Raw genomic sequence first — 25,176 nt, 5'->3', positions numbered from 1 at the left:
ATGGTTTATGCTTTGGTTAAGCGTTAACTTATTGGGCACAACGCAATAAGCTCCGGTAAAGAAAATGGATTTTGCTGTTTTAGTTTCTGCAAATTGTATCAAAAGTTAGTTAAATAGTATCGGTTCATCCTTACATCGGCATTAACTGTTAGCTTTGAAGCACAGCCACTTGCGGCAACCATTTTAAACTGATTAATCCCGTTCTGCTCATCAACATGAAGCGTTTTTACCTGGCAACTGTAATTGCATTCATTATAGCTTGTTCGTCATGCGGCAATAAAAGCTGGAAAAAAGCTGCCGAAAACCCTGATTTCATTCACCGTTCCATAAAAGATGTTACCGATGTGGTGAGGCATGATATTTATTCGCCACCTGTGGCCAGTCGTATTTATGCCTATATCAGCGTAGCCGCTTATGAGGCAGCACGCAACGGCGACTCCAGATACCTGTCGCTCGAAGGGCAATTGAAAGGCCTTGATTCTGTACCAAAACCTGTTCCCGGCAAACATTATTGCTTTGCCCTCTCGGCATCGCACGCGGTACTGACCGTTGGAAAAATCCTGGTGATGAGCGAGGGCCGCATTGAGGGTTTTCATGATAAGCTGATGCAGGAGTTTAAAGACACCGGCATGCCCGATAGTGTTTATCAGAACTCGATAGCATATGGAAAACTGATAGCTGACAGGATTATCAAATGGGCAGGTAAGGATAACTATAAACACACCCGCTCGTTATCCAGATACGATGTGCAAACCGATGATGCCAGTTGGAAACCAACGCCACCGGCTTACATGAAAGGGGTTGAACCGCACTGGAACGAGATTCGCCCGTTCCTGCTCGATTCGGCACAACAGTTTAAACCTTTGCATCCTTTTACTTTCTCCACTATACCCGGCAGTAATTTTTATAAGCTGGCAATGGCAGTACGGGACGCAGGTAAAAACTTAACTGAGGATCAAAACACCGTCGCTACCTTCTGGGATGATAACCCTTTTAAAGTAAATATTAACGGGCATACCATGTTTGCCACCAAGAAGATTTCACCGGGAGGGCATTGGATCAATATCTCCGCACTGGCCTGCCGTAAAGCCCGGGCCGACTACATCCGTAGCGCCGAGGCTTACGCCAGTGTAGCGGTGGTTATTGCCGATAGTTTTATTAATTGCTGGGACGAAAAATACCGCAGCAAAGTGATCCGCCCCGAAACCTACATCAATCAATACATTGAGCAAAGCTGGACGCCATTACTGCAAACCCCGCCTTTCCCCGAATATACCAGCGGGCATAGCGTGGTTTCAACGGCTTCGGCAGTGGTATTGAGTAAATTATTTGGCGAGAACTTCTCTTTTGCAGATTCGACGGAGTTAGAGTTTTCTATCCCGGTAAGGAAGTTTGATTCGTTTAGGGCCGCTGCAAAGGAAGCTGCCATGAGCAGGTTTTACGGAGGCATCCATTACATGCCTTCTATAACCAACGGCGTTGATGAAGGAGAGCGGATTGGGCAGTTTGCGTTGACAAAGCTGCATACAAGGAAATAGATTTCCTCTTGATATAATCTGCCGTTAGCTGTCCGAGTTTCCAACTTCGGACGACTATGCGTGGAGTTTGCAACTCCATATTTATACAAACTATAATTTAATACATCCTGGAGTTGCAAACTCCAGGCATAGCTGATTCGAAGTCAGAGAAATCGAACAGCGAGTTTCGTGTCATGTTATTCTTGTTGCAAGATAGGTAATCGGGCGTGAGGCCACGCCCTTCCGGGATATTGTAAGTAAAGCCGTCATTTAATCAAAATCAAACCTGCCTGATTTTATTCCGTTTAGCCTGCTGATATTCGGTTGGCGTGGTGCCGAACTGCTTTAAAAAGTTACGCCCCAGGTGCGATTGCGAACTATAGCCCACCATGTTGGCCACTTCGTATATCTTATAATCACCCTCTTCCAGCAATTGCGCGGCGGCTTTTAAGCGGGTGATGTTGATCAGTTCATTAATAGTTAGGTTTGATATAGCTTTCACTTTGCGGTAAAGTGTAGGTTTGCTCATATTCATCAAATTGGCTATTTGCTCCACGTCCAGATCAGCGTTTTGAATGTTTTTATAAATCACCCCGTTCAGCTTATCCAAAAAGCTTTCATCAGGTTTTGAATAGGCCATCGATTTGATGTGGGCCAGCGGTGAACTTGCGAAATGCTCCCTGATCTTATTGCGGTTAATAAGCAGGTTGGCTATCTGTACCTGAAGGTGCTCAGGCGAGAAAGGTTTTTCGATATAGGCATCGGCTCCAACTTCCAAACCTTCGATTTTGCTTTGCAGGGTATTTTTTGCCGTAAGCAGGATGATGGGCACATGGCTGTGATCAAAATTGGTTTTCACTATTTTGCAAAGCTCAAAGCCGTCAATGCCGGGCATCATCACATCACTGATGATTAACTGGATGTTTTCGATATCGATCATATCCAGTGCTTCCTGGCCGTTATGGGCTTTAAGCACCGAGTACTTATCGCTCAGATCGTCCGAAATAAAGTCCAATATCTCAGGATTGTCATCCACTAAAAGTATAACCGGTTTCATAAAATCAATATTCTCCTCTCTGTTACTTAGGCCTGGTTGTTCGTACTCATCGGGTGTGTTTTGCAGGTCGAACTCTTTTTCCTGGTGAATGGGCAAAGTAAGGTTAAAAATATTAAAACCGTTCATTGATTTATTCAACACCAACAATCCTTTGTGTAATTCGGCCAGCGAACGTGATAGCGATAACCCAATCCCTGTGCCAATTTGTTTTTCCGATTCTTTCATCCTGAAAAATGGCTCGAAAATCTTTTCTCGCATTTCATAGGGGATAAGGTGGCCGTTGTTCCTGATCTCGATGGTAAAGGTTACGTCGCTTTCTTTTTGTTCTTCAAGCTCAATCTCAACCTCGGTGTTTCCGTATTTAATGGCATTGTTAATCAGGTTACTCACAATTTTAGTGAACGCTTCTATATCTACGTAAGCATAAACGCTTTTGGCCGAATGGATAAAGGTGTAATGCAGGTTCTTCTGCTCGGCCATGGGTTTAAACCTTATAAAGGTATCGGCAACCAGTTCAGTAATATCGGTTTTAACAAAACTGAGGCTAAAGCCATTGGTTTCGGTTTTGCGGAAATCAAGCAGCTGGTTGGTGAGATCGAGCAGGCGATTGGTATTTTTTTCCATGATCCTGAGGTTGTTCTGGATTTCCGGAACATGCTCCGCTTTTTTGATCACCTTTTCCATTGGGCCTTTAATGAGGGTTAAGGGCGTGCGGATCTCGTGCGCTACATTGGTGAAAAATTCGATCTTGGCATTGTAGATCTGCTTTTCCTTATCATTCTCCAATATTTCGATAATGCGCTTGTTTTTTTCGCGGGTGCGGCGGTGGTAGCTTCTTAACAGGTAATATCCCGTATACAGAAACAGCAGGCCGTAGGCAATATAGGCCCATACGCTTTGCCAGAATGGCGGCGCTATATTTATTTCTAAGGCAGTTTCGTAGGGTGTCCAGTTTCCGTTATTATCGGCGGCTTTTACAACAAAGGTGTAGTGGCCGGGCTGCAGTTGCGTAAAGTATACCTTGCGGTTACGCTTTAAATCGGTCCAGCCCTTATCCAGGCCTTTCATGGTGTATTTATACCTTGTCATTTCGGGCGAGGGGAAACTCAGCGCCGCGAAATCAATACTGAATGATGACTGGTTATAATCAAGGTTTATTTTTTTGGTGCTGATGATGGACTGGCTCAGCAGCGAATCGGCCCCTTTAACCGCTATTTCGCGGTTATGCACCTGGAAGCCGGTAATATACACCGGCGCCGAAAAATGGTTTTGTTTAAAACTTGCCGGATTGAAGCTGATCATCCCTTTTACACAGCCAAAATACATGGTGCCGTCATCATCTTTAAATGATGAATTGTAGTTAAACTGGTCGCTCAGCAACCCGTTGGCTTTGGTATACGTTTTTTGTAACCCGTTATTCAGGTTAAGGCTCACCAAACCACGGGTAGTACTGATCCACAGGTTTTTGGCATTGTCCTCCATTAACCTGAAAATATAGTTACTCGGGAAGCCCGTGTTCAGGTCATAAAACTTGTAAGTGTTTTTACCCGGATCGTACCGCCATAGGCCCAAACCTTCGGTGGCAAACCACAGCATATTATTGCTATCTTCAAAAATACCGTTAACGGTGGTTGTGTTTAACGCGTTTTTTATAGGATGGCGGTAAGCTAATTGGTAACTTGTATTGTTTACAGGGTCGTAACAATAAACGCCATCGCGTATAGTGCCCACCCATATTTTACCATTATGATCTTCAATTATCGAATAAACAAAATCATATGGGGGCAGCCGGTCTATCAGCGTAAAGTCGCGGCTGGCCATGTTATAACGATAAACGCCCCGGGTAGTACCTATCAGGATCAGCCCCTGGCGGGTTTTGCAAAAGCAGATAATGAAGTTACTTTTTAAATCATTCGCCCCGTTGCCGGCCAGGTAAACGCGCTCAACTTTGCCGGTTTTAATGTTCATAATGTCCAGGCCGCGTTCAAAGGTGCCTATAAACAATTCGTTGCCCACGGCAAGTAAACCATGGATGTTGGTATTGGAGATGGTGGATTCGCCGCCAGGATAATAATGTGTCCAGGTCTTTTTATCTGGCGATAGTTTGTTCAGCCCGTTATCCTCGGTGCCCAGCCAAAGGTTGCCGTACATATCCTTACAAATTTCGCGTACCACATTGCCTTTAAGTGAGTTGGCGTCAGGCCCGGGGTAAAATTTGTTAAAGGTGGTGTATTGCCTCGGATAGTAGTTAACCCCGCCGAAGTAGGTGCCCGCCCAAACGCCGCCTTCAAAATCTTTCCATACCGAGTAAACTGCGTTATCAGAAATGGAATATGGGTCGTTGTAGTGTTTACGCAGATTTACAAAGGTGCCTTTCCTGGTATTGTAAATAAATACGCCCGATTCTGTGGCCACCCAGTATTCATCATCGCTGTATTTCACAAAATCACGCACAAATATGGCCGTACCATCCGGGTTGTTGGAGAGGATGTCTTTACATGAATGATCGTTAACATCAAACAGTTTAAAGCCCTGCGCGTTGGTGCCGATAAATATTTTGCCGTTGCCGGGCGTGTAAACCTTCTCAATATATTTTGTAGTTACCTTTTTGGTGTTCTGAAATACATTATAGCTTTCAAAGGTATTTGCCGCCTGGTTTAAACAATTGATGGTGCCCACGGTGGTTGATACCCAAACCTTGTTATTTACAACAGCTACGGATGTGGCGTCGAAGTTTTGGTAAAACCCATAGTCGGTTTTTTTACCGGTTTTTGGGTCGTATTTGATCAGCGAGCGGCCGGCAACAAACCAGCAATTGTCTCGCTCGTCGCTGGTTATGCTCCTCACGCCATTAATATTGGCCTTATTGATGTGTATAAAAGTTTCGGTTAATTCATTGTACCGGTCCAGCCCCTCGTCGGTACCAACCCACAAGGTTCCCTGTTTGTCAATGTGTAAGGTATGAACCATATTGTTGGCAATAGAACTGGTATCAGTAGGGTTATGCCTGAAGATCTTAAAACTGTAACCGTCAAAACAGTTAAGCCCATCTTTAGTGCCGAACCATAAAAAACCGCGCTTGTCCTGCAAAACGCAGTAAACCGTATTGTGCGATAACCCCTGCTCAACCTGGTAGTGCCTGAAATAGTAAGGCTGGGCATTGCAAATGCCACAGAATACCATTAATAGTAATAATAGTGTGTATAGCGGTTTCAAAATAATTAGCTTAAAGCAAATATAGCCAATCTGTCCGGGCGTTTCGCCGCTCTCAAAAAATGAGACTTTTCGACTAAGTATTGAGATTATTTGGTTAATCGACGGGCTTAAAATCCTTTTTCTTTGAAGCGTTGATTTTAGATATGTCAATTCTACATTTTTAAATCAATGCTTAACCAATTAATAGATCATTTATGAGAAAATTTTTACTACTCAGGCATGGGGCGCACCCTCATGTACAGTGGCCGCCCAGCAAATGGGGCCCAAAAGTAATGTTAATCGCTTTTTTCATCATGACCGGTTTCCTGTTTTCATTGAGTGCATCGGCACAAAATAAGCTGAAGGTAACAGGCATGGTGACAGATACCACCGGCCAGGCGCTTACCGGTGTGGCTGTAAGGGTGCAGGGCACGCAGGGCGGTACCACTACTGATGCTTCAGGTGCCTTTTCGCTTAACGTACCTGATGCCAACAGCACTTTGGTGTTCACCTATATCGGCTATGTGATGCAGGAAGTTCCGCTCAACGGCCGCACCAGCATTAAGGTTCGTTTGCGCGAAACCAATTCGGCGCTGCAGGAAGTGGTAGTTACCGGTTACGGCACTCAGAAAAAAGCCTCTATTACAGGCGCTATCTCCAGCGTAACCAGTAAGGATATCGACCGTGTACACGCCGGTTCAACGGTAAGTACAACGCTTGCCGGTAAAATTCCGGGCGTAACGTTCAGGCAATCAGAAGGCCGCCCGGGTTCCAGTGCCAGCATCCAGATCCGTAACATGGGTTCGCCGCTGTACGTAATTGACGGTATCCAGCAGGATGAAGGCCAGTTTAATAACCTTGCCCCTAACGACGTTGAGAGTATCGCCGTGCTGAAAGACGCTTCGGCGGCTATTTACGGTGTACGTGCGGCCAACGGTGTTGTGGTGGTAACCACCAAAAAAGGTAACGGCGAATCGCGCGTGAACGTGGATGCTTACATGGGCTTCCAGAATTGGTACCGTTTTCCTAACGTGTTAACCAACTCTTACGATTATATGCGTTACCTGGCCGACGCGCAGGTAAACAGCAACGGTTCAACAAGCATTACCCAGGCCGAGCTTGATAAATACAAGGCTGGCACCGAAAAAGGTTACCAAAGCTTTAACTGGCGCGACTACGTTTTGAAAAGCAACAATAACGCGCCTCAAAACTCGGCCAACGTTAACTTTACGGGCGGTACCGATAAGCTGAACTATTACGTATCGGCAACTAACCTGTTCCAAAACTCGCAGATAGGTAAGGAGTATAAATTTAATCGTTCAAATATCCAGTCGAACGTATCATTAAAAGTAGCTAACGGCCTTAAAGTGAGTTTAGACATTAACGGCCGTATTGAAACCCGCGAAAACCCGGGTGTACCGGGCGGTGATGATTATTTCCTTGCCCGTTTCGCGGTACTACGGAATACCCCGCTTGAGCGCCCTTATGCTAATGATAATCCTAACTACCTGAATAAGATCAACAACACCGAATCAAACTACGCGTTCCTTAACTCAAAATTATCAGGTTTGTACCATAGCGACTGGAGGGTATTACAAACCAACTTTGGCGCCGAATACCAGGTGCCAGGTGTTAAAGGTTTAGTAGTTAAAGGTTTGTATTCGTACTATATTGCTGATTATTTGCTTAATAACCAGGAGTACACCTACAAAGCGTATACTTATCATCCGGAAAATGATACTTACGAAGTAACAGGAGGCAGTACTAACCCATGGCGCGAGCGTGAGCAACGTAAAGAGTTCGCCAAAACCTACCAATGGCAAATTAATTACAACAACACTTTTGGCAAACACACCATCGGCGCCACGTTTGTATCTGAACGTATCGAATTGCAGCACCTGCGTAACTGGATCCACGCTTCGCCGGTATCAAACAACCTGCCGCTGATCTACTTTCCAACAGCAGATCAATACCAGGACAGCGACGATAAGGAAGCGCGTACCGGTTATATCGGTCGCTTAAACTACAATTACGATAATAAATATTATTTGGAAGCTTCGGCAAGGCGCGATGCATCCTATCTTTTCGCGCCCGATAAACGTGTAGGTTACTTCCCCGGCGGATCTATCGGCTGGAGAATTACCCAGGAAAGTTTTGTAAAGAAACTGTTAGGCGAATCCTCTGTTTTGAACGATTTAAAATTAAGGGCTTCGTACGGTTTACTGGGCGACGACAGGAACCTCATCAGCCCATACTCTTACATTCCTGGTTATAACTACAACGCCGGTACTGCTATCATTGGAGGCAACCCTTTGGTTACATCAAGGGATAAAGGTATCGTGACCACCAACGTATCATGGTTAAAAAGTAAAATATTTGATGCCGGTTTTGATTTCAGCTTACTGAACAGCCACCTGAACGGTACAATAGATTATTTCTACCGTAAACGTACAGGCTTATTAGCCCGTAAATATGACGTGATTTTACCTACCGAAGTAGGTTTCGACCTTCCGCAGGAAAACCTGAACAGCGACGCGCAATTTGGCGAGGAGATTTCCCTGAACTATAACAACACCATTGGTAAAGTAAGCTATACCATTGGCGGTAACTTTTCGTATTCGCGTTCAAAAGATCTGTCGCAATACAAGCCTATCTTTAACAACTCGCTCGATCAGTACAGAAACTCGGCGGCTAACAGGTACTCACATATCGATTGGGGCTACCAGGTTGTAGGCCAGTTTACGTCGCAGGAACAGATCAATAACTACAAGATCAATAACGATGGTAAGGGTAACACCAGCTTGCTTCCGGGCGACCTGATATATAAAGATCAAAACGGCGATGGCCGGATTGACCAGTACGACGAACGCCCGATAGGTTTTGGTTACGGAACGCAGCCAAACATTAACTTCGGCTTCCAGTTGGGTGTTGCTTACAAAGGTTTTGATTTTCATGCCGATTTCTCGGGCGGCGCCGGCTACACCTGGTTCCAGAATTATGAAACCCGGTGGGCCTTCCAAAACAATGGTAACTTAAATACCATTTTTACCGACAGGTACCATCGTGCCGATCCGTTTGACATCAACAGCCCCTGGATTCCGGGTAAATATCCTGCAAACAGGTATAATCCGGGCTTCAGCCATTCAGATTATGAATTAAACGGCCAGCGCAATTCAACCTATTGGCTGCATAATGTAAAATATCTGCGTGCCAGAACGCTTGAACTGGGTTACTCATTACCAACCGATTTATTGAAGCGAGTGAAGATAAAGAGAGCAAGGTTTTATGTTAACGCCTACAATATGTTTTCGTGGGATAACCTGAAGCAATACGGTGTTGACCCGGAAACCACCGACGATAACGGGCTCCAGTTCCCGCAAAGTAAGGTACTTAACTTCGGTGTTAATTTAACCTTTTAATTAATCCCTTAAGTTTAAAATCAATGAAAAAAATAACTATAACAACGATGTTTGCAGCCCTGTTAATTACCGGGGCCTGCAAAAAGGACAGTGAATTTTTGGATGTGCCGCCGAAGTCCATCATCGCTTCTGATGTGGCGTTTACCGACCCGGCGCTGGTACTTTCTATACTGGGTGATTTATATAACCGGCAGGTTGATTTTTCGGGCCTGGATAACGGCTGGGCATCATTTGCCGACTTTAGCGAGTCGTTCCCTTCAGAGAACGGCAGCTATTTCTTTGTACAGCGTACAGGCTGGGGATTTGGCGAATGGGGTTTGTATGATTACACCTATGTACGCGATCTTAACCTGTTCATCGAGCGCGTAACCGCATCGACCGCGCTTACCGAATCTGAAAAAAACGGTTTTATTGCCGAAGGCAGGTTTTTGCGCGCCAACTTTTACTTTGAGATGGTAAAAAGGATGGGGGGCGTACCATTAATCACCAAATCACTTGATTACGATTTCTCGGGCAACGTTTCTTCGCTACAAATACCTCGCGCCAAAGAATCAGATATTTATGATTTTGTAATCAGCGAGGCTGAAGCTATTAAAGACCTGGCAACCAACACCAGCGACAAATCAAGGGCTTCAAAAGGCGCTATCCTGGCTATGGAAGCAAGGGCTGCTTTATATGCAGGCTCCATTGCCAAGTATGGCGTTACCACTCCGGTAGTTACCCTGCCTGGCGGCGAAGTAGGTATACCGGCAAGTATGGCAACCGGCTACTATAACAAGGCGCTTACCGCCGCCAAGGCCATCATTGCTTCGGGTACCTATTCGTTGTATAAACAGCTTCCAGACCTGAGCGATAACTTTGCCAACATCTTCCTCGATAAAGGCAGTTCAGAATCAATATTTGTTGAGGATTTTAAAGCCAACGCCGGTAAAACACATGCTTTCACCACTAATGATCAGCCGTATTCTATTTCGGACGAAGGCGGTGACGCGGGTAGGCTGGATCCGTCATTAAACCTGGTTGAAGCGTTTGAAAAGCTGGATAATACCTATGCGCCGTTAGCAACTAAAGACGAGCTGGGTAACCCCATCTATTACTCCAACCAGCTGGATATTTTTGCAGGCAGGGATGCCAGGCTCGCCGGTACGGTATTATTGCCAAACGGCCTGTTTAAAGGTAAACGTACCGATGTAATGGCTGGTTACCAGTTAGGCAACGGTAACATCATCAGCAGTAGTGATGCCAGCCAGCCACAGGATGTACCCGGTTTAGGCCGTGTGCAGGTTGTTGGTCAGGATGGCCCGGTTAGCGGTTTGGAGTTGCGTACACAAACAGGTTTTTACATTCGCAAGTACCTTGATCCAACGGTAGGTTCCGGTCGCCGTGGCCGTGGTAGCGATGTTAACTTTATCCGTTACCGTTATGCCGAGGTATTATTGAACGCTGCTGAAGCCGCAGCCGAGTTGGGTGATTATGCTACAGCATCAACTTATATTAACCAGGTGCGCAGCCGTGCGGGTTTAACTACGCCGCTGGTGTTAACAGCCGCCAATTATTTTGACAGGATTGTACACGAGCGCCGCGTTGAACTGGCGTTTGAAGGACACATTCTTTTCGATATGAAACGCTGGAGAATTGCCCACATTGTTTGGGATGGCAACCCGATGACTGCTTCCGAACTGGTAACTAATATTGGTAGCGCTAAAAAGCGTAATACGCAGCCTTTTGGTTTGTGGCCATATAAATACTATAACCCCGGTAACGCTAATAGCGGCAAGTGGATCTTTAAAGAGGTTAAACCGGCGCCGGTTACAGGTTCAAACAGGTTCCAGATGGGTAACTATTATTCGCAAATTTCGGATGATATCATTTCCAGGAACCCTAAAATTGTTAAGCAACCCAATCAATAGGTATTATTTAAAATAAAATCATGAAAATAAAATTTCATCATATCATCATAGCCCTCTTGATTACGGCTTCAGGTTGTAAGAAGGATAATTATAAGGCGCCATCGGTAACGCTGAAAGGGCACCTTACCTACAAGGGTGAGAATATCAACGTGGAGGCTAACCAGGTTCCTTTTGATGTTTACCAGCCTGGTTTTGGTAAAACAGGATCAATCAGGGGATATTTTGACCAGGACGGCGCATACTCGTTATTGTTATTTAACGGCAGTTATAAGTTTACCATGCCTGCCAACCAGGGGCCTTTTTTATGGAAGGAACTTGGCGGCAGTAAACGCGATACGCTGAATATCAACTTAAGCGGTCCGCAAACCTTAGATATCGAAGTAACGCCGTTTTACATGCTGCGCAACCCGCAATTCACTACGGCGGGGGGTAAGGTTAACGCCACCTTTAATATCGAGAAAGTTGTTAACGATGCTAACGCGAAAGATATTGAGGCAGTAACGCTTTATATTGGTAAAACCGCGTTTGTTTCAGAAAACGGCGATCAGAATAAAGCTAAAACTGAACTTGCCGGTTCGGCGATAACCAGTATGAACAATATTGCGATGAGTGTCAATATTCCAACCTTAGTGCCAACGCAAAATTATGTGTTTGCCCGTTTGGGGATAAAAATTGCCGGTGTAGAAGACCGGATTTATTCGCCGATAGTTAAAGTATCTTTTTAAATTAGTAATTAGGAAGGGCATGCCAGCCGGCATGCCCCTTTTTTCTTCTGTATATCCTGCTATCTTCTAAACAAGCAAATGAAAAAAACGCCGCTACTTCTGTCCTTCTTGATGTCAGCCTTTCTCTCCGCCAATGCGCAGCAAGGCGACTGGCACCTGATCAAAGACAGGATCACCACACCATGGGCCGAAAAAGTTGACCCAAAAGCACCTCTTCCCGAATATCCCCGCCCGCAAATGGTACGCGGCAACTGGCAAAACCTTAACGGTTTATGGAACTACGCTATTGTACCAAAAGCAACTACCGGTCCGGCTAAATATGATGGAAAGATCTTGGTGCCTTTCGCGGTCGAGTCGGCATTATCTGGTGTGGGTAAAACGGTGGGTAAGGACAGCATGCTGTGGTATAAAACCACCATCAGCCTTAATAAAACATTAAAAGGTAAAGAAGTACTGCTGCACTTTGGCGCGGCAGACTGGCGTACCGAAGTGTTTGTAAATGGTAAAAGTGCCGGTATTCATGAAGGTGGCTTTGATCCGTTTACGTTTAACATCACACCTTATTTAAAAGGCGGTGCAAAACAGGAAATTACCGTGAGCGTGTGGGACCCTACAGATGACGGGCCGCAGCCGCGTGGTAAGCAAGTTAAAAAGCCCGAAGGTATCTGGTACACCCCGGTTACCGGTATCTGGCAAACCGTTTGGCTGGAAGGCGTTGCCAAAACCCATATCGACGCTACCAAACAAACCCCTGATATTGACAATCACACACTATCGGTTTCGGCCGAAGTTAGCAATAGCCAGCCGGGCGACAAGCTGAAGATCAGCGCCTGGAACGGCAAAACCCTTGTAGCTCAAAAAACAATCGACGCCGGTGAAACCGCCGTTCTGGATATTAAAGACCAGCACTTATGGTCAACCACCGATCCTTTTTTATACGACCTGAAGGTGGCCATCGTTCGCGGCGGTAAGGCTGTGGATGAAATTGGCAGCTATTTCGCCATGCGTAAAATTTCGCTTGGTGCCGATGCCAATGGCATTCAGCGTATGTTGTTGAACAATAAATTTGTATTTCAATATGGCCCGCTTGATCAGGGCTGGTGGCCTGATGGCTTGTACACCCCGCCAACCTATGAGGCCATGAGCTATGACATTGATAAGCTGAAAGCGATGGGCTTTAACATGATCCGTAAGCACATTAAAGTGGAGCCTGCCCGTTATTATACTTATTGCGATAAAACAGGTATGCTGTTATGGCAGGATATGCCAAGCGGCGACCTGGGTAACCACTGGGAAAACCGCCCGGGTGTACTGGATCGCGCAACTGATCAGCAGCGTACTCCTGAATCTGAAGGCTATTACCGCAAAGAATGGAACGCTATTATCAACTCACTTTATAATTACCCATGTATTGTAGTGTGGACTCCGTTCAATGAAGCCTGGGGACAGTTTAAAACGGTGGAGATCACCGAATGGACCAAGAAAAAAGATCCGTCGCGTTTGGTGAACAGCGCCAGCGGCGGTAACTATTACGATACCGGTGATATGGTGGATCTGCATAACTACCCGCAGCCGGCGATGCCTCGCCCCGAGATTTTTGGCAAAACCAAAGCGGTTGTTTTAGGCGAGTTTGGTGGCCTGGGCTGGCCGGTGGAAGGCCATAACTGGCAGAATAATAAAAACTGGGGCTATCAAACCTTTAAAAATGGTGATGATTTGTTTAAACGTTACTCATCCTTTACCGATAGGTTGGAGGAGTTGATCAAAGTCGGCTTATCGGCAGCGGTATACACCCAAACCACCGATGTGGAAGGTGAGGTGAACGGCTTCATGACCTACGACAGGAAGATGATTAAAATGCCTGTAGAATTGTTACAAAAGGCTAACAGCAAACTATATAACGAGGCCCTGGTTAAATAATATATTTACTACATGACGATTAAAAACAGTGTAAAATTGATGCGACGGGAAGTTTACCTTTCTGTAGCGATGGTTTTTGCAGGCTTTGCCACGGCAAGCGCCCAGGGCGTGAAGGCAACCACCGTTACCACAGTTAATAATACAGTTCAAAATTCATTATACGTAAGTAACCGTGCCCCGCTGCAAAAGCAATATTTTACCAAATTACCTACCGGCAGTATCAAAGCAGGTGGCTGGATGAAGAAAATGCTGGAGCTGCAACGTGATGGTTTAACCGGTAACCTGGGCGAGATCAGCGTGTGGCTTTCAAAAACCAACAATGCCTGGTTAAATAAAGAAGGCAAAGGCGAATACGGCTGGGAGGAACTACCTTACTGGCTGAAAGGTTATGCCGATATCGCTTATACCTTAGGCGATAAAAAGATGATAGCGGAAACCAAATTCTGGATAGACGCGGTGCTGAACAACCAACGCGATAATGGTGATTTCGGTCCGGCGGTTGAGCACAATGGTAACCGCGATTTGTGGACCAACATGCCGATGCTTTGGTGCCTGCAATCATATTACGAGTACAGCAAAGACCCGCGCGTGATTCCCTTTATGACCAAATATTTTAAATACGAGTTAGCCACACCCGATAACAAATTTTTGGAAGATTACTGGGAAAACAGCCGCGGCGGTGATAATATGCTGAGTGTTTACTGGCTTTATAACCGAACAGGCTACAAGTTTTTACTCGACCTGGCTACCAAATTAGATAAAAACACAGCGAACTGGCGCCAGGCCAATAACCTGCCCAACTGGCACAACGTGAACGTGGCTCAATGTTTTCGCGAGCCTGCAACCTATTATCTGCAAAGCCACGACAAAAAAGACCTTGACGCTACATATAACGACTTTAAACTGATCCGCGATATTTACGGTCAGGTTCCGGGCGGCATGTTTGGCGCCGATGAAAACGCCCGTAAAGGTTATGATGACCCACGCCAGGCTGTTGAAACCTGCGGTCTTGTTGAGCAAATGACATCCGACCAGATGCTGTTAGGCGCAACCGGCGACCGCTTCTGGGCCGAAAACTGCGAAGATGTGGCCTTCAATACCTTCCCCGCCGCTTTTATGCCAGATTACCGGGCGCTACGTTATTTAACCGCGCCTAACATGATAGTGAGCGACGGTAAAAACCACCATCCGGGTATTGCCAATGAGGGGCCGTTTTTAATGATGAACCCATTTGGCAGCCGCTGCTGCCAGCATAACCACTCGGCAGGCTGGGTTTATTATGTAGAGAACAGCTGGATGGCTACACCTGATAACGGCATAGCCGCCCTGCTTTACACCGAAGGGCAGGTTAACGCTAAGGTAGGCAAAGGCACAGCGGTAAGCATTACCGAAACCAGCCACTACCCATTCCAGGATCAGATCAGTTTTACAGTAAATACAGCAAAAGCGGTTAATTTTCCGCTTTACCTGCGGATCCCGGCCTGGTGCAAAGGCGCTTCGGTTAAGGTGAATGGTGTTGCTGTTGATGTAAACACTTCAACCGGCGATTACATCCGCTTAGCTAAAAACTGGAAAAACGGCGATAAAGTAACCCTGCAACTGCCAATGCAATTAAAAGTAAAGGAGTGGGCCAAAAACAAAAACAGCGTAAGCGTTAGCTATGGTCCGCTTACTTACTCCCTTAAAATTAAAGAGGAGTATAGCAAAGGCGATAACCTGAAAGATGCCCAGGGCGATTCGCACTGGCAGCCAACTGCCGATCCTTCAAAATGGCCATCGTTCAATATCTACGCGGCATCGCCATGGAATTATGGTTTGCTGATTGATGAACAACACCCAGAAAAATCATTAGAAGTTGTTCGCCGCGCATGGCCAAAGGATAACAACCCGTTCACCAATGCCACCGCGCCTATCGAGCTAAAGGCCAAAGGCAGGCAAATTCCGGGTTGGAAGGTTGATGAAACCGGTTTATGCGGTGTGCTACCGCAAAGCCCGGTAAAAACCAACGAGCCCGTTAAAGAACTGACCTTAGTACCCATGGGCGGCGCCAGGTTACGAATTTCGGCTTTCCCGGTTGCTGAATAATAAACACGGGTTGCTAAAGCTTTTCAACAGGTAAGGCATATCATGCAGATGAAAAAATAAACTATAATTGGTTATGCGGCAGGTATTCATTTGGTTAATGGGCGTGTTTGCCCCGGTGATGGTTCCGGGGCTGCACGATGCCGTTAGCAACCGCATAGGCCAAAACCTTAGCCGTGGGCAATTATGTCAGTTGTAAAAGCGGCACCGGCAATGGTTTTAATACTTGCCTAAAATAAAACGTATTAGCAGCCACTCGGCTGTATTAGATTGTAAAATTTGAATTAAACTATTAAACACAAATACATGCAAACAAAACTAAAAATACTGGCCCTGGCTTTAGCGATGCCGTTGGCGATGAGGGTAACGGCGCAGCAAAAAACACCGGCAGCGGCGCAGGTATGGTCGCAGCAAAAAGCTAAAACCTGGTACGCAAAGCAACAATGGCTGGTAGGATCCGATTTTATACCCAGCACCGCCATTAACCAGCTGGAAATGTGGCAGGCCGATACCTTCGATCCCCAAACTATTGATCGGGAATTAGGCTACGCCCAGCGTATAGGCATGAATGTGATGCGTGTTTTTTTACACCACTTAGCCTGGGAGCAGGACCCCGAAGGTTTCAAAAAACGTATGGATCAATACCTGGCTATCTCAAGCAAACACGGTATAAAAACCATGTTTGTGTTTTTTGATGATTGCTGGAACAAAGTACCTAAAACAGGCAAACAACCTGAGCCAAAGCCAGGCATCCATAATTCGGGCTGGATGCAGGATCCTGGTCAGCCGGCTTCGGATAACGCGGCCAACTCGCCGGTACTTGAAAAATATGTGAAGGATGTATTGAAACGCTTTGCCAATGATCAGCGGGTTTTACTTTGGGATTTATATAACGAGCCAGGTAATTCAGATAAGGGAAACCGTTCGTTACCCTTACTTAAAAGCGTATTTAAGTGGGCAAGGCAGGTAAACCCCATTCAGCCGATAAGCGCAGGCGTTTGGCGCTGGGATCTGGAAGAGTTGAATAAATTCCAGATCGCTAACTCGGATATTGTTACTTATCATGATTATACCCCTGAAAATGAGCACCTGAAAACGGTGCAGTTCCTGAAAATGAACGGTCGCCCGTTAATTTGTACCGAGTATATGGCGCGTCCGCGCAATAGCCTGTTCAGCACCGTGCTGCCTATGCTTAAAAAGGAAAATGTAGGCGCAATAAACTGGGGCTTTGTAAGCGGGAAAACCAATACCATTTATGCCTGGGATACCCCGATGCCTGATGGCAGCGAGCCGAAATTATGGTTTCATGATATCTTCCGCAAAGATGGTACGGCGTATATCCCTGAAGAGACCAATTTAATTAAAAAGCTTACCGGCAGGTAAATAATATACCGATTCAGAGCAATCGCTTTTGAGGCAATTGCAGCTATTTAAATAAAAATTGCGGTAGGAAATTTTCACACGAATTGATTTTCAAACAGTCCACAATTATTCAAATTACACAAATTTCAAATTTTACTCTAATAAAAATTCATGTAATTCGATAATTCGCAAAAAATTGTGTGGAAATTTCTTAGTTATCCACTTGAAGCGGGCATCTGTTTTTTTTAAAGCTTTCCCTGTATACCGATTAGCAGATTTGTGTTAAAGGCACGGCTACAGCCGGGCCTTTACTGCTTTTTTTTTATGGTATGCTTAACTAAAGCCTCCAGATAAATGACGATCATTTTAAATGATTGTTTTTTTGTAACAATATATTTAGATATTTGTCTAAATATATAAATAGACTAAACAAAATTGAACGCACTATTCAAAGCCCTTAACGACCCAACCCGCCGCGAGATACTTGAGCTGCTAAAAGATAAAGATATGACAGCCGGTGACATAGCCGACAAGTTCTCTATCTCCAAGCCAAGTATCTCGCATCACCTCGACCTGCTGCGCCAGGCCGGTTTGGTGGTTTCGGTAAAAGAGGGGCAGTTTATTTATTACTCCATCAACACTACGGTAATGGACGAAATGCTGAAGTGGATCATGCAATTTAAATCATCACAAAAAAATAAATAAAATGAAAAAGTTTACATGGGTTGATGCCGCCGCGCTGATAATCTGGTTATTGCCGGTAGCTTACATCGCTTATATTTATTCATCTCTGCCGGCTTCGGTGCCGGTGCATTTCGGGGCAGATGGGCGGCCCGACCGTTATGGCAGCCGATTGGAATTTATTGGGGGTGAGGCGATCCTGATGGGCGCGTCGGCTTTTACTTACCTGTTAATGAAGTTTTTGCCTGCTATCGACCCCAAAAAATATGTGAAATACGGCGAGGCCACCTTTCAGAAACTCGCTTTTGGCATGGTTGTTTTTTTGGCGGCATTAGGCATTGCCATAGCTTTTGCTACGCAAAACGAAGCTTTTAAGATTGATAAACTGATACTCCCTATTATCGGGTTATTGTTTGCGTTTATCGGCAACATGATGCACAGTATCAAACCAAACTATTTCGCAGGCATCCGTACACCCTGGACACTGGAAGACGACGATATCTGGCGCGCAACCCACCGCCTTGCGGGTAAACTGTGGTTTACGGCGGGCATTTCGCTTACCGCCCTGGTATTGTTTCTGCCTGCCGGGGTAAGTACGGTAGTTTTTTTGGTTGGCGTTGGTATTATGGTGCTGGTCCCGGTTGGTTACTCGTACATCTATTTCAAAAAGCATAGGCAGCAGTAACGGCTTATGCCATGGGTTTGCCCGGTAATCTTGTAGCAAGTAAATTTTTAAGGGCTGCTAATTTCCCGGTACGTACCAGGTAGCTGATGAATAAGGCTATTAACATAGGCGCACAAATTATGGTTTAAGCCGAGTGGGTAGTATTTATAAAACCGTTAATTGATGTACATGTATCCTCAGTACGGCTCGCATCTTTTCTTTTAAAATGTTGCCGTTTTTAATTTAGTAAACCGCATATTAGGGTTAAATATAGCGGCAAAACCAATGGCACAGATCAACTGGCCGATGAAGTGTTGCGCGAAAAAAAAACAGCTATGAAAAAAATATCCGCCTTACTGTTAACAGCCTTACTTCCCTTGCTACTGCATGCCCAAAATCCTGTTGTAGTGAAACAACAGGCCACAATGATGGCCCAAAGCATGGTTAAAGGCGATTACAAAACGCTTATTAATTACACTTACCCCAAAGCCGTACAACTGGCCGGCGGCAAAGAAAAAATGATTAACCTGATAGCCACCGGGGTGCAACAGATGAAAAAGGCAGGCATCAGTTTTGAAAGCGTTACGGTTGGGGAGCCGGGTAAGTTTTACAAAGCAGGTAACGAAATTCACTGCCTGCTGCCCGAAAACCTGGTGATGAGCAGCCCCAAAGGCCGTATGGCCATGCACAGTCACCTGCTGGCCGTAAGCGGTGACGGCGGCAAAAAATGGTCGTTTTTGGATATGAACAACTCTACCGCCGATAAGGTGCAGCAATTGATCCCTAATTTTAACCCGGCGCTAAAAATACCGCCTGCAACTACCGAGCCTTTACAATAGCATAGCCATTTGGTTGCCTGGTTTATCGCGGTCAATAAACTTAGGGCGCATTAGTTGTGTGCCCAAAGCATTGTTCAGTTTTTCGGCAACATAATCGGCCAGTTCGGGCGAGTAGCGTTCATCGTGCTGGTGCATAAAAAACCATACCGATTGCAGTCCCTGTTTTTTCCAGGCGGCTATGCGCTCCACCCATTCATCTACTCGGGCGTAGTCTGTTGGGTGCAAACTATTGCCCACAAAGCGGATAAAGGCATGGGGCGTTGGCAGGGCCATGTGTACCACATCCCGCCTGCCGCTGGCATCGGTTATAACCGACCCGATATTTAAATCGTGTAGAAGATTAAACACTTTATCGCGGTTTTCGGTAACAGAAAACCATTCTTTGTGGCGCAGTTCCACAAATACCGGTATATCTTTCGGCAACTGCTCCAGGTAGGCTTTTAATTCCGGAAAACTTTTCGGCGTGTAATTATCGCTCAACTGTAAAAACAGCGGACCGAGCTTATCGCCAAAAGCCAAAATTCCTTCATAGTAAGCCGTAGTAATCTCCCCGGCGTTTTTTAACCTGCGGATGTGGCTGATACTCTGCGAAAATTTGGGGCAAAACCTAAATGCGGGATTGCTATCGGCTTTTGCTTTCCATTTGGCAATGGTATCCGGCCCGTAAACGTTATAAAAAGTGGCGTTAAGCTCAATGCAATCAAAGTGCTTTACGTATTCATCCAAAAAATTAGCGTCTTTGGTTTTGGGCGGATAAATTTTTCCAACCCATTCCTTACGGCCCCATTTGGCGCAACCTACGTGTACCTGCAGCGGCACTTTGCCTTTGGCAACAGCAAGGGTATCGGTTGTAATTTGCAGATCGGGCGGCAGGGTAAAATCAATACCTGCTAATTCTTCATTGGTAACGCGGCCAAATTCCATAATGGTTATTTTGGCTGAAAGATAGGAAAATGTCTGAATCAGAATTTACGGAATTTTAGGATTAACGGAATGCATTTGATGTGGTACTCTGTATTCTGAGAATTTTTCCAATTCTGTAAATTCTGATTCAGACACCCGAACTTACAAAAACATCCCGCCTGAAGCCTCAATACGCTGCGCGGTGATCCAGCGGGCATCCTCGGTGCATAAGAAAGCGATCACGCCGCCAATATCGTCGGGCAAGCCTATCCTGCCTAAGGCTGTTGATTTGGAGAGCATCTCATCTAAGCCAGGATGTGCTTCGAATGCCGATTTGGTAAAATCTGTATGGATAATGCCCGGCGCTACTACATTGGCCGCTATGCCACGGCCGCCCAATTCTTTAGCCAGGTATCTGGTGAATACTTCAATCGCGCCTTTCATAGATGCATAGGCCGCGTAACCCGGGGTTGAGAAACGGGCCAGGCCGCTCGACAGGTTGATGATCCGTCCGCCATCGGCTATCACCGGCAGGCTTTTCTGGGTTAAAAAATAAACACCTTTAAAGTGGATATTAAACAGGTTATCAAAATCTTCTTCGGTTGTTTGCGCAAAAGGTGATGCCGCGTCGATACCGGCATTGTTCACCAGGAAATCGAAGGTATCGGCATCAAATTTTTCTTTCAGGGTTGCTTTCAAGTTATCGATAAATGTGTCGAAAGTTGAGACGATGCCGGTATCTAATTGTAATGCGGCCGCCTTTTGTCCGGCTGATTCAATTTCGGCTACTACAGCTTCAGCCTCCTCTTTTTTACTACGGTAAGTAATTATCACGTCGAACCCTTTTTGGGCAATATGCATGGCGGCGTTTTTGCCAAGGCCGCGGCTGCCACCGGTAACTAATGCAATTTTATTTGTTTTCATGATGATATGTGTTTTTTTAACAACACAAAGTTGCGATAGTTGGTGTTGAAATTTATGGTGACTACTTCAGATTAAATGGTGACAGTTTCAGTTTTTTCAAAGTGCCGAGCAGAATAAGCACACAAAATTTTCCAGGTTGAATAGTTTAAGATTTTAAGCACGTGAAGCCGCGGAGGCGCAAAGAATTTTCAGTTTGAATAGTTGGCGATTTTTAAGTGTGAAAAGAAGCAGGGGGGATTTCGAGCTTCCCGTCAGGCAGGTTCCGTGAAAATATTAAGTCAATAAAGTCTGGAAAAATTAACTTTATCTCCCTCAAAATCAATAAAAAACAAATTTCATTGAATAAAAACTACAAAAACTATAGGAATTATATAATTTGTGTATATATTTGCATTGTCAATAACGACAAAGCGTTCTTTGTATTGACTTATCAAGAAAGACTGAGGGAAAGGCCCATAGACGTCTTAGCAACCTGTGCATCAGCAAAATGCATAAGGTGCTAATTCCTGCTCCTGTGCAAAACGGGAGAGAGATAATTAATATCTGCCCCCACAACTGATTTGATTAAGTGATCTTACAGTTTTCAAGTCGCGTGACCGAGAGGATAGGTGGGGGTCCGCATTACCCTATACGGCAGTTCGAATCTGCCCGCGACATCAAATTTTTACAATAAGTTTCCTGGTAGCTGTTTACACATCACTCCTTTTACCTTTTTCAGATCCGTAGGTTGCGATAAATAATTACGTTTAAAAAGAAACAGAAATCTTGTTGGTTTCAACAAATGTTTTAAGCATGGTAACGCTGGCGTGGTTACGGCCGCCGATAAAATTTTTGTTGGCAGGGTTTAGATAGCCATCTATCGTTTCGAGGGTTTCAGCGTCTACCGATGCGAAGGCCATTGCCCAGTAAGGAAAAATACGTTCAGCTATTTTTCCGTTTATCAGTTCTATAACATTGCGGTGCCTTGGGTCTTGTTTAATCGCGGCAAATATTTTAGCAAGATGATCTTTTTCGCCTTCAATAACCTGCATAAATGTGCCTGCACCGTAAAGCAACATCCCGGTGATCCCATATGTAGCATTTTTTTCGCGGGCCTGGGTAAGCAGCTCCAATAGCTCTTCATCGGTCATCATGTTGTTAGCAGTGCTTACGTAAACAAGATATTCCATTCGGCGGCGTTTTAATTCAGCTTAAGATACGAAGAATTGAGAAAATACCCTTACTGTTAAATTTCAAGCCTGAGGCTGTCGTAGGCCAGTTCGATGCCTGCGGGTAACTCCCTGGAAATGTCAGCATGTTTGCCCAGCTTATGGCTTATGTGCGTAAAATAAGTTGTTTCGGCGCCTATTTCATTGGCAAAGGCCACAGCTTCATCAAGGGTAAAATGCGAAATGTGGGTTTCTTTTTGCAGGGCGTTAATCACCAGGATGCGGCTGCCCCTTATTTTTTCTATTTCGGCAGGCGCTATGGTTTTGGCGTCTGTTATATAAGTAAAATCTTTGATCCTGTAAGCTTTTACAGGCAGGCGATAGTGAAAAACCTCGATGGGGGTTAGTTTTACGCTGCCGATATAAAAGGGCTCAAAGCCAACGGTATGCATATTTACCTGCGGCACACCGGGATAGCCGGTACCGTCAAAAACATAAGGGAATTCGCGTACCAGCGCTTTTTGCACCCGTTCGTCTGCATAAATATCCATAGGCGTGTTTTGTTTGTAGTTAAACGCGCGGATATCGTCCATGCCGGCAATATGATCTTTATGTTCATGGGTGAAAACTATGGCATCCAGGTGCTGCACATGTGCCCGCAACATCTGGTACCTGAAATCGGGACCCGAATCAATAGCAATGATTTTATCTCCGGTCTCCACCAAAACCGAACTGCGGAGCCTTTTATCGCGCCTGTCGGCCGATAAACATACCTCGCAATTGCAGGCAATAACAGGTACGCCCTGCGATGTTCCGGTTCCTAAAAATGTTATGGTCACAACTGCAGTTTGGTTTGTTTAATTTCTTGTAAAAATGAAATTTGCTTGTCATCCAGCAGTTTGTAATCAACGTCAAGATCGCGCAGCAACTCAACCAATGCCAGAATTTTGCTTTCAAGGTTCGAAAAACGGTTCACCACAATCATTTTACTGCTTAACAGCAGGCAGGCGCCTGTTTTAAAATTACCTTTTTCATAACGCACTTTGTACCCGGCTGTTTTGAGCAGCATTTCCAGTTTTTCGAGCGTATGGTTGGTTGCGGGTAACATCAACATCAAAAGTAGTAAAAACACGGCTATTTAAGGGCCGAAATTGGCATTTGCGTGTCACATTTGGTTATTAAATAATTACTTTTAATAACCTTTTATAACCTAAAGTTTTAATGATGAAGTATTTACTGATTGCCGCCGTCGGTGTGATTTTAAGCTTAACCCTCAAAGCCCGGCAAACTAAAACTTATGCCGAGAAGCTTGGCTGGCCAAAAGGAGCCCGGGTAATTATTATTCATGTTGATGACGCAGGCATGTCGTACGAAAGTAATGAAGGGGCCGAAATGGCTATCGGCAATGGTGTGGCTACCTCAACCAGCGTAATGATGCCCTGCCCCTGGGTGGCCGATTTTAAGCATTACATGGATCAACACGCGGGTATGGATGCGGGGCTGCATTTAACGCTTACATCTGAATGGGAAGGCTACAGGTGGGGGCCGCTGGCAGGTAAAGCTGCCGTGCCCGGACTAACGGATAAGGAGGGCGCTTTATGGCCAACAGTAGCCGCCGTATATTTCAGGGCTACCACTGATGAAGTTGATCGGGAGATCCGCGCCCAGCTTGACCGTGCAATAAGCATGGGTTTTACGCCTACCCACCTCGACTCGCACATGGGCACACTGTTTGCCAAGCCTTCGTACCTCGAAAAATATATTACCCTCGACATCGAGAAAAAGATTCCCGTAATGATTCCGGGCGGTGAAGACCTGTTTTATAAGGAGGAAGCAAAAAACGCCGCCATTACCCGGCTAAAAAAAGAGGGTAAATACGCCGATGGTATGACCATTGCCGATCCTCCGGAGCTGGCTAAAGCTAAAGAAATGGGCGAACTGGCCTGGAAAGGCGGATTGCCCGTACTGGACGATCTTGACAATTCAAGCTATGATTGGGTGATGCCTGGCATTGAAAAGGCAAACGATAAAGAGCTGCAGAAATGGTACACCGATCATTACATTGAAAATTTTGAACGCTTTTCGCCCGGCTTAACCATGGTGCTGATGCATTGCACCAATGCATCAGCACAATTTAAAAATATCTGTAACGAAGGCCGGAAACGCAAAGGCGATTTGTTGGCCATGACTGATCCGCGGTTTAAAGCTTACCTGAAACAGAAGGGCTTTATTTTAACTACCTGGCGGGAGGTGATGGAGCGGAGGTTGAAGATGCAAAATGAGTAGATTTGTGTATGACAGATGACAACTATACGAAAATATTATTCAGGTTACACAGTACAATCCTTGAAGAGATAACTGTAGAAACGATGTGGGCTACCGTAGTTAACGAAGCAGAGGGCTTGTACAAACTTGAAAATATCCCATTTTACCTCCCGCTTTTAGCCGCGAACGATATTGTATTTGCCGAATATGACGAGGATGAGCAAATGCTAACTTATCGTGAAACGATAGAGTATTCAGGTCATTCAACCGTTCACGTAATTTTAATGGATGAGACGACCGACATAAAAAATGTGGGTAAAATATTTGAAGAGTTAGGATGTAACTGGGAGGGTTTGAATAATAAATATTTTGCTATGGATATACCAGCCCTGATAGACTACAGGTTAGTTCAAGCCCGCTTGCAGGAATTAAAAGATAAGGATGTTATTGACTTTGCTGAATCGAGCTTAGCTGAGGGACACCAGCATTAAAAACAAAGGCGTGTTTTAAATTACTCAATACACTGAGTAATTTTACTCAACGTATTGAGTAATTTATTTTTGTT

General features: G+C 45.2%; 18 protein-coding genes and 1 riboswitch. Of the genes, 12 read left to right on the top strand and 6 right to left on the bottom strand.

Annotated elements, in window-relative coordinates; all coding sequences use genetic code 11:
- Positions 1–215 precede the first annotated feature (215 nt).
- Entirely contained in the window at positions 216–1,538 is a 1,323-nt protein-coding gene (locus LX99_RS05050; protein ID WP_109606841.1) for a vanadium-dependent haloperoxidase, read from the top strand.
- A gap of 259 nt (positions 1,539–1,797) precedes the next feature.
- On the opposite strand, the gene LX99_RS05045 is transcribed toward LX99_RS05050, so the two are convergent.
- The gene (locus LX99_RS05045) at positions 1,798–5,757 is read right to left on the bottom strand and encodes a hybrid sensor histidine kinase/response regulator transcription factor (RefSeq protein ID WP_109606840.1); all 3,960 of its coding nucleotides are present in this window, start codon (positions 5,755–5,757) and stop codon (positions 1,798–1,800) included.
- Between the two features lie 227 nt (positions 5,758–5,984).
- Between LX99_RS05045 and LX99_RS05040 the strand changes: the two genes are divergently transcribed.
- From LX99_RS05040 to LX99_RS05000, 9 genes are all read left to right on the top strand, one after another.
- A complete protein-coding gene (locus LX99_RS05040) occupies positions 5,985–9,188 on the top strand; it encodes a SusC/RagA family TonB-linked outer membrane protein (RefSeq protein ID WP_170122631.1) in 3,204 nt (1,067 codons plus the stop codon).
- A 23-nt stretch (positions 9,189–9,211) separates the two neighbouring features.
- A complete protein-coding gene (locus LX99_RS05035; RefSeq protein WP_109606839.1) occupies positions 9,212–11,098 on the top strand; it encodes a RagB/SusD family nutrient uptake outer membrane protein in 1,887 nt (628 codons plus the stop codon).
- A gap of 20 nt (positions 11,099–11,118) precedes the next feature.
- On the top strand, positions 11,119–11,823 hold the full coding sequence (locus LX99_RS05030; protein WP_109606838.1) for a DUF3823 domain-containing protein: 705 nt from the start codon (positions 11,119–11,121) through the stop codon (positions 11,821–11,823).
- A 78-nt stretch (positions 11,824–11,901) separates the two neighbouring features.
- Entirely contained in the window at positions 11,902–13,743 is a 1,842-nt protein-coding gene (locus LX99_RS05025; RefSeq protein ID WP_109606837.1) for a glycoside hydrolase family 2 protein, read from the top strand.
- Between the two features lie 12 nt (positions 13,744–13,755).
- Entirely contained in the window at positions 13,756–15,828 is a 2,073-nt protein-coding gene (locus tag LX99_RS05020; RefSeq protein WP_211318948.1) for a beta-L-arabinofuranosidase domain-containing protein, read from the top strand.
- A gap of 303 nt (positions 15,829–16,131) precedes the next feature.
- Complete coding sequence (locus LX99_RS05015; RefSeq protein ID WP_109606836.1) at positions 16,132–17,208, top strand: cellulase family glycosylhydrolase; 1,077 nt, start codon at positions 16,132–16,134, stop codon at positions 17,206–17,208.
- 414 nt (positions 17,209–17,622) lie between these two features.
- A complete protein-coding gene (locus LX99_RS05010; protein WP_109606835.1) occupies positions 17,623–17,892 on the top strand; it encodes an autorepressor SdpR family transcription factor in 270 nt (89 codons plus the stop codon).
- A gap of 1 nt (position 17,893) precedes the next feature.
- Positions 17,894–18,553, top strand: a complete 660-nt coding sequence (locus LX99_RS05005) for an SdpI family protein (RefSeq protein ID WP_109606834.1) — start codon at positions 17,894–17,896, stop codon at positions 18,551–18,553.
- Between the two features lie 314 nt (positions 18,554–18,867).
- Positions 18,868–19,371, top strand: a complete 504-nt coding sequence (locus tag LX99_RS05000; protein ID WP_022830025.1) for a hypothetical protein — start codon at positions 18,868–18,870, stop codon at positions 19,369–19,371.
- On the opposite strand, the gene LX99_RS04995 is transcribed toward LX99_RS05000, so the two are convergent.
- The 5 genes from LX99_RS04995 to LX99_RS04975 form a co-directional block, all read right to left on the bottom strand.
- A complete protein-coding gene (locus LX99_RS04995; RefSeq protein ID WP_109606833.1) occupies positions 19,363–20,295 on the bottom strand; it encodes a DUF72 domain-containing protein in 933 nt (310 codons plus the stop codon). The genes LX99_RS05000 and LX99_RS04995 overlap by 9 nt on opposite strands.
- Positions 20,296–20,436: 141 nt before the next feature.
- Positions 20,437–21,198, bottom strand: a complete 762-nt coding sequence (locus LX99_RS04990) for an SDR family oxidoreductase (RefSeq protein WP_109606832.1) — start codon at positions 21,196–21,198, stop codon at positions 20,437–20,439.
- Positions 21,199–21,622: 424 nt separating this feature from the next.
- A riboswitch (SAM riboswitch) is annotated at positions 21,623–21,737 on the top strand.
- Positions 21,738–21,944: 207 nt separating this feature from the next.
- A complete protein-coding gene (locus tag LX99_RS04985) occupies positions 21,945–22,367 on the bottom strand; it encodes a BLUF domain-containing protein (protein WP_022830361.1) in 423 nt (140 codons plus the stop codon).
- A gap of 56 nt (positions 22,368–22,423) precedes the next feature.
- Positions 22,424–23,185 carry an MBL fold metallo-hydrolase gene (locus tag LX99_RS04980; protein WP_109606831.1) on the bottom strand — a complete coding sequence of 254 codons (762 nt, stop codon included), beginning with the start codon at positions 23,183–23,185 and terminating at the stop codon, positions 22,424–22,426.
- Positions 23,182–23,454: a hypothetical protein gene (locus tag LX99_RS04975; RefSeq protein WP_031266011.1), complete on the bottom strand. Its 273-nt coding sequence runs from the start codon at positions 23,452–23,454 to the stop codon at positions 23,182–23,184. Before LX99_RS04975 ends, LX99_RS04980 begins: the two co-directional genes overlap by 4 nt.
- A 113-nt stretch (positions 23,455–23,567) precedes the next feature.
- Here LX99_RS04975 and LX99_RS04970 point away from each other — a divergent pair, with 113 nt between their 5' ends.
- A complete protein-coding gene (locus tag LX99_RS04970; protein WP_211318947.1) occupies positions 23,568–24,632 on the top strand; it encodes a polysaccharide deacetylase family protein in 1,065 nt (354 codons plus the stop codon).
- Between the two features lie 83 nt (positions 24,633–24,715).
- Positions 24,716–25,102: a DUF4265 domain-containing protein gene (locus LX99_RS04965; RefSeq protein ID WP_211318946.1), complete on the top strand. Its 387-nt coding sequence runs from the start codon at positions 24,716–24,718 to the stop codon at positions 25,100–25,102.
- The last annotated feature ends 74 nt before the right edge of the window (positions 25,103–25,176 follow it).

The organism is Mucilaginibacter oryzae, from assembly GCF_003148845.1.
In the GTDB taxonomy this organism is placed as follows: Bacteria; Bacteroidota; Bacteroidia; order Sphingobacteriales; family Sphingobacteriaceae; genus Mucilaginibacter; species Mucilaginibacter oryzae.
Note: the sequence above shows the minus strand (reverse complement) of the source record. Positions and strands in the feature narration are given on the sequence as shown.